We start from the raw sequence: 8,515 nt of genomic DNA, 5'->3' as shown, positions 1-8,515 counted from the left end.
GGTTCCTCGATGCACTTGTAAATCGAGTACATCGGATCCAGTGAGCCATAGGGGTTCTGGAAGACCACCTGCATCTTGCGGCGGAGCTTGAACAGTTCCTGCTTCGATAACGTCGACGTATCGCGGCCTTCGAACTCGATGGTGCCGGAGGTCGGCTCCAGCAAGCCCAGCACCATGTTGGCCACTGTGGACTTGCCGGAACCGGACTCGCCCACCAGCGCCAGGGTGGTACCGCGGCGGATGTCGAAGGAGACATCGTCGACGGCCTTCAGTAGCTTCTTGCCGCCGCGCTGGCCGCGGATATCGAATTCCTTGGTGAGGTTGCGCACCGAGATGACCGGGGCCTGAGCCGCAGAAGATGAACCTTCAGCGGAATTTGCAGCGGTGGAACCAGACTCGGAGGCGGCGCCGATCGCCTCACCCGACTTCAGCTCCTTGGCCTCCACACCAGCTTCCTTGGCCGCGCGGATGCGGGAGGAGGCGAGGGAAGGGGCGGCCTTGACAAGGCGGCGGGTGTAAGGGTGCTGCGGGGAGCGCAGAATCTCGCGCGACGGGCCCGACTCCACGATGCGGCCGCGGTGCATCACGATGAGATGTTCGGCGCGCTCGGCTGCCAGACCGAGGTCGTGGGTAATGAAGAGCACTGCGTTACCCAGCTCTTCGGTGAGGTGCTCCAGGTGATCCAGGATGGTTTTCTGCACCGTCACGTCGAGGGCGGAGGTGGGTTCGTCGGCGATGAGCAGCTTCGGGCGTGCGGCCAGACCGATCGCGATGAGCGCGCGCTGGCGCATACCGCCGGAGAACTCGTGAGGGTACTGCTTGGCGCGGCGTTCGGCGTCGGGAAGCCCGGCCTCTTCCAGCAGCTCGACGACGCGCTTGTGGCGCTCGGAGCCCTCCACGACGTTGTTAGCTTTGAGGGATTCCTCGACCTGCGTGCCGATGCGCCACACCGGGTTGAGGTTGGACATCGGATCCTGTGGGACCAGGCCAATCTTGTCACCGCGCAGCGATTCGAATTGCTTGTTGTTGTAGTGAGTGATGTCCTCGCCCTCAAAGAGGATCTGGCCGCCGGTGACCTTGCCGGTGCCCGGCAGCAAGCCAAGGATGGACATCGCCGTGGTGGACTTACCAGAACCGGACTCGCCCACAATGGCCACGGACTGGCCCGGGTAAATGGACATGTTGACGCCACGCACTGCCTCAACCACACCGGTGGAGGTGGTGAAGGAGATATGGACGTCCTTCATTTCAAGAAGTGGGTTAGTCATTAACGCTTCCTCGCCTTCGGATCGAGTGCATCGCGGACGACGTCACCCATCATGATGAAGCTCAACACGGTCAGGCCCAAAGCGCCCGCCGGGTAGAACAGGACTGCCGGAGCGACGCGCAGGGAAGCCTGCGCGTCGGAAATGTCTCCGCCCCAGGACACGAACGTCGGCGGCAAGCCGATGCCCAGGAAGGACAGGGTGGCCTCGGCGACGATGTAGGTACCCAGCGCCACGGTGGCGTAGGAGATGATGGGCGCGGCCGCGTTCGGCAGGATGTGGCTAAACAGGATGCGCCAGCTCGACGCACCGATGGAGCGCGCGGATTGCACGAATTCCTCGTTCTTGATGGAGACCACCGCACCGCGCGTGATGCGGGCGATGGAGACCCAGCCGAAGAGGCCGAGCACCAAGACCACCGTGATGATGGTGCGGTGCTCCTTGAACATCTGCATGACCACGATGGCGGCGAGCACCAGCGGGATAGCGAAGAAAATGTCGGTGATGCGGGAGAGAACAGAGTCGATCCAGCCGCCGAAGAAACCGGCGATAGCGCCGATCATTGAACCGAGCACCACGACGAGCAGCGTGGTGAGGACGCCGACGGCTACCGACGCGCGCGCACCGTAAATCACGCGGGCGTAGATATCGCAGCCTTGGCGGTTGAATCCGAAGGGGTGGCCGGGCTCGGCGGGGGCGAGGGACTTGGACAGCTCGCACAGGCGCGGGTCGGTGCTAGTGAAGAGACCTGGTGCGATGGCCAGGAGGATGGCCACGAGAATCATCACGGCGGCGACCCAGAACAGTGGGCGACGGCGCAGGTAGCGCCATGCCTCGCCCCACTGGGAAGAAGGCGCGGACTCGTCCTTGACGGCATCGACCGCGCCGAGACCCGTTTCATCGGTTTCCGAGACGAAGTGCTCTTGGCCCGGGTAGGGAGTAGTTTTCTCGAAATTAGGCATAGCGGATCCTCGGATCAAGTACGGCGTACAGGAGGTCAACGAGCAGGTTGGCGATGATGTAGATGATCACCAACACCGTGGTGAAGGAGACGATTGTGGTCGGCTCACCACGCAGAATGGCCTGGTACATGGTGCCGCCGACGCCGTTGATGCCGAAGATGCCCTCGGTCACGATGGCGCCGGTCATGAGTGCGCCGATATCGGCGCCGATGAAGGTGGCCACGGGAATCAGCGAATTGCGCAGCACGTGGCGACGGGTCACCGCGCCGTTGGACAGACCCTTGGCGCGGGCGGTGCGCACGTAATCGGCGCGCAGGTTCTCCGCCACGGACTGACGGGTCAGGCGGATGACGTACGCCAAGGAGAGCGCGCCGAGCACCATGGCCGGCATGAGGAGGGACTTTACGGTGGCGTTAGCGCCGACGGTAACCGGCAAGATGCCCCACTTAATGCCCACGAGGTACTGGAAGACAAAGCCGATGACGAAGGAAGGCACCGCGATGACGAGCAGGGAGATGACCAACACGGTGGAATCGAAGAAGCCGCCGCGGCGCATACCGGCGAAGACACCGAAGAGGATGCCGAAGACGGACTCAAAGATAATGGCCATGACGGTCAGCTTCACCGTGACCGGGAAGGCGTTAGCCATCACCTGGGTTACGGGAACCCCGGAGAAGGTCGTACCGAAGTCCAGCATGAAGATGCCCTTGATATAGAGCAGATACTGAATGATGAACGGCTTGTCGAGGTTGTATTCCGCCTCGATGCGGGCGCGGGCGGCCTCGGTAAGGCCGCGGTCACCGCCGAGGGCTTCGACAGGGTCGCCGGGCATCAAGAAGACGAGCGCGTAGATGAGCAAGGTAGCTCCGAAGAACACCGGAATCATCTGGAGCACTCGGCGCCCGATATAGCGCAGCATAGTGTGGTCCTTTACTCGTTGTGGGGCAGGTGCTTGCCAGCGTCGGGACGCGGGGCATAGCTTACGAGAATTCTAATGTGTGATCCCACGCTTCGAGAAATCTATAGCGCGTTTCGAATCACACTTATGGGTGAAAACGTGGGGCGACCCCCGCTCCACCAAGGTTGCGGGGGTCGTAAGGAAAAGCCAGGGGAAGGCTTATTTCTTGGTGATGTTGTAGTACACCGGCTGGGACTTCCAAGAGAAGACGACATTGTCGACGTTCTCGGAGAAGCCACCGGTGGCGTTGGAGTACCACAGCGGGATAGCCGGCAGATCCTTGAACAGGATCTCCTGAGCCTCGGTGTACTTCTTGATGGCGTCTTCCTCGGAGGAGGCGGTCAGGGCTTCGTCGAGAAGCTTGTCAAACTCCGGGTTGGAGTAGTCACCGTCGTTGGAGGAGCCGTTCGTCTTGTACAGCGGGGCCAGGAAGTTGGCCTGGCTCGGGTAGTCTGCCTGCCAGCCGGTGCGGAAGCCAGTCTTGATGGTGCGGTTGGTCACCTCATCGCGCAGGGACTTGAAGTCCGGGTACGGAGCGCCGACTGCCTCGATGCCGAGGGTGTTCTTGATGGAGTTGGTGGTCGCGTCCACCCAGCTCTTGTGGCCACCGTCGGAGTTGTAGGCAATTTCGAGGGTCGGGTTATCCCACTTGTTGATCTTGTCAGCCTCAGCCCACAGCTTCTTGGCCTTCTCCGGGTCATACTTCAGGACCTCGTTGCCCTTGATGTCCTCGGAGTAGCCCGGCATCACCGGGGAAGTGAAGTCCTTGGCCGGGGTGCGGGTGCCCTTGAAGATGGTGTCCGTGATCTCCTCGCGGTTGATGGCGTGAGAGATGGCCTGACGGCGCAGGACGCCTTCCTCGCCGGAGTAGTGCTCGAGGTTCTCGCCCAGGGTGAAGGACTGGAACACGGCGGTCGGCTGGTTTACAGCGCGGTCACCGAGGTCAGTCTCGTAGACGTCGAACGCAGCGTCCGGAACGGCGTCGAGGACGTCGAGGTTGCCGGAGAGCAGGTCGGCGTAAGCAGCGTCCTGGGAGGCGTAGAAGACGAACTTAATGCCGTCGTTCTGCGGGGTCTGGCCGCCCTTGTATTCCTCATTCGGAACGACGGTGGCGTCCTGGTTGTGGTTCCACTCGGACAGCTTGTACGGGCCGTTGCCGATCGGCATCTGGCCGAAGGAATCTATATCCTCCAAGGCAGATTCGTGCAGAGGGTAGAACGCGGAGTAGCCCAGCTGTGCCGGGAAGTCCTGCTCCGGGCTGTTCAACGCGATGGTGAAGGTGAGATCATCGACGACCTTGAGGCCCTCCATCTCCTTGACACCTTCTTCGAAGCCCTTGATGTTGGAGAAGAAAGAGGCGTTGAGCTGATCGTTGGCTACGGCGTAGTTCCACGCATCTACGAAGTTCTTGGCGGTCACTGGGGAGCCGTCGGAGAACTTCGACTCCTTGAGCTTGACGGTGAACTCGGTGTTGTCGTCGTTCGGCTCGATGGATTCAGCCAACTCGTTCTGGGCTTCGCCATCGCCGTCGTAGTAGACCAAGCCGGCGTAGATGGAATCGACGATGCGTCCGCCGCCGGTTTCGTTGGTGTTGGCCGGGATGAGCGGGTTCTGCGGCTCGGAGCCATTGACGGTGACGATTCCGTCACCGGATGCGGAGCCGGAAGCAGAGTCCGAACCGGAGTTGTCGCCGCCACAGGCCGCGAGGGTGAGCGGCAGGGTAGCGACAGAGAGAGCAGCGAGTGTCTTCTTGAGCGTCATATGGGGCTTAGACCTCCGTGGTGCGAAAGATGTAGAAAACCTGTGATGTTGGTTTTATATGAAGCTACCGCGTGGCTCGTCTCATATACAAGGAATTGAAAAATATGTCCTGTGATAAAAGCTATAGAGCGGTAGGTATTTACTCTCAACCTGCGGTTTTGCTCAGAAATCAGAAAAGCCCCATCCCCCTGAGAGGGGTGGGGCACTGAGGGTAATGAATGTTACCTATCTCGCAGCCATGGGATGATGGTTTGGGCGAAACCATGCGGGTTCTCAAGATAGGGCAGGTTCTTTGCATTGGGGATAGTGGTGGCGGTGAAGTCCCCACGGCAGCGCCGTGCCGCGCGCCGCGCTACCGGACGCCAGAGCATCTGATCGGCGTGGATGAATAGCGCTGGGCACTGCACGGTGAGCTCGAGCCAGCTCAGCGGAACCACAGCGGTGCGCAGCCGGTGGTTCCAAATAATTCCCCGGCGGACGTTTCCAATGCGTGAAGAAGTTACGCGCAGGCGCAAGGTCTCCTCGCGCTCGGCGCCGCTGAAGGATCCGAGGGCGTCGAGATCCACCTCCCGGAGGTAAGTGGACTTACGCAGCAGGAGGCTCGGAGCGCCAATCTTTCCCAGGCGGCACAACGCTGCGCGCAGGAGGACCCACCCGAAATCCCAGGGGCGTGCGGCGATAGCGCGGCGCAAATCAGTTGGGTGTGCTGCCGAAACAGAAACCAGCCCGCGTACCCGCTCGGGGCGCTCGGTCGCCAGCGCCCATGCCACCGCACCACCGGTATCCGCGCCAACCAGGTAGGCATCATCGTGGCCTAATGCGCGGATGGCACCGCTGACATCGCCAACCGCCACGCGGATATCCTGGCCGGGTTCGAGCGGTGGTTTATCGGACATACCAAAGCCGCGCATGTCGAGGGCGGCGACGTGGAAGCCGGCGTCGGCAAGCGGGGCAATGACATTCCGGAAGTCGAACCACCCGCCGAAAGAACCGTGCAACAGCAATACCAGCGGGTCATCTGGATTCCCAGCGGTGGCGGCGTGCAGGCGGATGCCGCGCGTGTGCAGGAACTCGTGCTCAAAGGGGCCGTCAAGCTCCACTACGGAGGGAGGCAGGGGATTCATAGGGGCGGGCCTTTCGAAGGGGAGGGTAGATAGACGAAATCCGCCCCGAACGCATGTGCTCGGGGCGGGGCGGTAAAGAGAGAGAAAGGACCCTGAGGGTTTAGGTGTAGAGGCCACGCTCGATGGACTTCTCAGCCTTACCCGGGACCAGCTTCTTGAGTTCCTTCGTGGACTCGATGGTCTTCTCCGGGGCCTTGACCTGCTTGACCTGCTTGAAGCCGATGAAGGCCACGATAGCGGCCAGGACAACCATAATGAGGAAGACAATCAGGAAGGCTGCCCAGCGGTCGAGCCACACGGCAAGAAGCTCCGCCAGGAAGAAGAAAAAGAAGAAGGAGCTATACAGCGCCACGGTGCCCGCCACGCCGAACATGCCCGCGCCGATGCCGCCCTTCTTTGCGGAAGCGGCGAGCTCAGTCTTAGCCAGCTCCACCTCGGAGCGCACCAGTTGGGACATCTGCTCGGTGGCGTTGGATACGAGCTGGCCGATGGATGCTTCGCCACGGCGGGAGGTATCCGCATCGCTCAAGGGGATGCTGTCTACCTTCGGGGCGAACTTGTTGGACCCGTCAGTGAATAGTCCGTCGTTGCTCACGGTTTAATACTCCTACTGTTTTGTCGCAATCTATATCGGCCATAGTAATGAACTTTCCAGGGTTCATGTGGTGCGGCCCGCAAAGTGGGTACGGCGTTATTGTAATGGGTATGCCGCATTCTGACCCGCTGACCCCGCTGATGGCCCTATCTGGGGTGAAGGAAAAAGCTGAGAATGCCGCCGCAGCGATAGCGCGTGTGCACCGCCGCCCAGCGGGCTTGCGCAAGTTCGACGTCATTTCTTCCGAGTCGCTGTTGCGCGGCGCGCGGGCGGCCGCGGCGATCGACGGCGCACCGCTTGAGGCTGACGGTATCCCACCCGCGGTCAGTGCTTATTCTCTGCTCGCCCCGGAGAAGCAGGCGGCTACGGTGCGCACTTTCGCGCGGGCTCCGCTGCAGGTCTTGGCCCGGATTGATGTCGCAGCCGGCGGCGCGGGCCGTCCTGATCAGGAGCCGGCGGTGGCGCAGGCGCTGGCGCAGCTCATCACGCGCGGGGCCGGTGTAGACTTCGATCGCTTGTTGCCGGTGGTGCTGCACGCGGAGATTGCCGCGCGCTCGCTGTTCGGCGCGCGCAGCACCGTCGTGGCGCTCGTCGCCGCGCGCGCGGCGGCCATCCATACCGGCTTCGATCCGCGGGGATTTGCCGTGCCCGAGACCTACCTCAACCGTCATCGCGCGGATTATCGTGCGGCACTGGACGCTTATGACAAGGATCCGGCGGCACTTATCACGCTGCTTTTCGACGCCTGGGGAGCCGGCGCCCGCGAAGCCGACGGCATCGCGCAAGCGGCCTAGTCGCGCAGCTGCTGCCGCGCAAAGAAAACACCGCCGACGACGAGGGCGGCTATACCAGCCACGACCGCCGAGCCGATACCGAATTCGCGTGCGCTGGGTGCGGTGAAGAGCGGAACGGGGTGTTTAAACGTGCGGATTTCCCAGCCGTGGGCGATGGCGTGCTTCTTCAACAGGCGGTCCGGGTTCACGGCAACGGGGTGGCCGACCTGCTCCAGCATCGGGATGTCCGTGGCGGAATCGGAGTAGGCAAAGGAAGCGTCGGGGGCGACGTTGAGCTGTTTAGCCATGCGGGCTAAGGCCTCTGCCTTTGCGGCGCCTTTGCAATAAAACAGTATTTCCCCGGTGAACCTGCCGTCTTCCTCGGCGAGTTCGGTGGCTACGACGTGCTCGATGCCCAGTTCCTGGGCGATGGGTTCGACCAGCACGCTTGCCGACGCCGAGATGATCACCACCTCGTGGCCGGCGGCGCGGTGGGCGTCGATAAGCGCGCGTGCCTCCGCATAAATGGCGGGGGTGACCACTGAGTGCATGGTGTCCACCGCGATGTCGTGGACTTCCTGAACGGACCAGCCGGCGGCCATCGCGGCGAGTTGATCGCGGGTGGTGTCCATATGCTCACTGCTGTGCCCAGCGAGCATATAGCTGGCCTTAGCTAAGGACAGTTGGAGCGCCTCGGCATGGGTAATGAGCCCGTTGTGCATGAACTCGCGGCCGAAGGCATAGGCAGAGGATGTGGCGATGATCGTTTTATCCAAGTCGAAAAACGCGGCCGCGCGGGTGGCGCCGTCAGTGGGAAAAGAGGTACCGGTCATCGAGGAAGGCCTGCCGTCTGTGTGCGAGTTACCCTGCTCATCGTAACCTCTTAGCAGGAAGAATCGGGAGTGTATCGGCACGGTGTTAGGGATCTCAAGGAATGTTGTCGCTCGCTGTTGTCATCTGTTCCCTCGCATGTCATAATGTGATGTGCAAGGCCCCGATATACAGTGCGGCCTGCCCCGGCGCACCCCCCCGATGCCGGGTTACCGATGGCCCGCGCACACCCCCCGAGGCGCGGGC

Annotated in this window: 8 protein-coding genes; 1 reads left to right on the top strand and 7 read right to left on the bottom strand. The window is 62.0% G+C overall.

Annotated features, from left to right (window positions below; all coding sequences use genetic code 11):
- The 6 genes from RDN59_RS10275 to RDN59_RS10250 all read right to left on the bottom strand — a co-directional run.
- The coding region (locus RDN59_RS10275; RefSeq protein WP_308607752.1) for an ABC transporter ATP-binding protein at nucleotides 1–1,268 on the bottom strand (1,268 nt) is incomplete at its 3' end.
- Entirely contained in the window at nucleotides 1,268–2,227 is a 960-nt protein-coding gene (locus RDN59_RS10270; RefSeq protein ID WP_308607751.1) for an ABC transporter permease, read from the bottom strand. The genes RDN59_RS10270 and RDN59_RS10275, both read right to left, overlap by 1 nt.
- Nucleotides 2,220–3,146: an ABC transporter permease gene (locus tag RDN59_RS10265; protein WP_308607750.1), complete on the bottom strand. Its 927-nt coding sequence runs from the start codon at nucleotides 3,144–3,146 to the stop codon at nucleotides 2,220–2,222. Before RDN59_RS10265 ends, RDN59_RS10270 begins: the two co-directional genes overlap by 8 nt.
- Before the next feature lie 198 nt (nucleotides 3,147–3,344).
- Nucleotides 3,345–4,946, bottom strand: coding sequence for an ABC transporter substrate-binding protein (locus RDN59_RS10260; RefSeq protein ID WP_308607749.1), 1,602 nt, complete (start codon nucleotides 4,944–4,946; stop codon nucleotides 3,345–3,347).
- Nucleotides 4,947–5,167: 221 nt separating this feature from the next.
- A complete protein-coding gene (locus RDN59_RS10255; protein ID WP_308607748.1) occupies nucleotides 5,168–6,070 on the bottom strand; it encodes an alpha/beta hydrolase in 903 nt (300 codons plus the stop codon).
- 100 nt (nucleotides 6,071–6,170) lie between these two features.
- The gene (locus RDN59_RS10250) at nucleotides 6,171–6,665 is read right to left on the bottom strand and encodes a phage holin family protein (RefSeq protein WP_144676181.1); all 495 of its coding nucleotides are present in this window, start codon (nucleotides 6,663–6,665) and stop codon (nucleotides 6,171–6,173) included.
- Between the two features lie 104 nt (nucleotides 6,666–6,769).
- Between RDN59_RS10250 and RDN59_RS10245 the strand changes: the two genes are divergently transcribed.
- Nucleotides 6,770–7,459 carry an oxidoreductase gene (locus RDN59_RS10245; protein WP_308607747.1) on the top strand — a complete coding sequence of 230 codons (690 nt, stop codon included), beginning with the start codon at nucleotides 6,770–6,772 and terminating at the stop codon, nucleotides 7,457–7,459.
- Here RDN59_RS10245 and RDN59_RS10240 read toward each other — a convergent pair.
- Nucleotides 7,456–8,271, bottom strand: a complete 816-nt coding sequence (locus RDN59_RS10240; RefSeq protein WP_308607746.1) for an HAD family hydrolase — start codon at nucleotides 8,269–8,271, stop codon at nucleotides 7,456–7,458. The genes RDN59_RS10245 and RDN59_RS10240 overlap by 4 nt on opposite strands.
- Nucleotides 8,272–8,515 lie beyond the last annotated feature (244 nt).

This window comes from uncultured Corynebacterium sp. (genome assembly GCF_902489365.1).
GTDB lineage: Bacteria > Actinomycetota > Actinomycetes > Mycobacteriales > Mycobacteriaceae > Corynebacterium.
The sequence above is the reverse complement of the archived record's forward strand: the minus strand, read 5'-3'. Positions and strand labels throughout refer to the sequence as shown.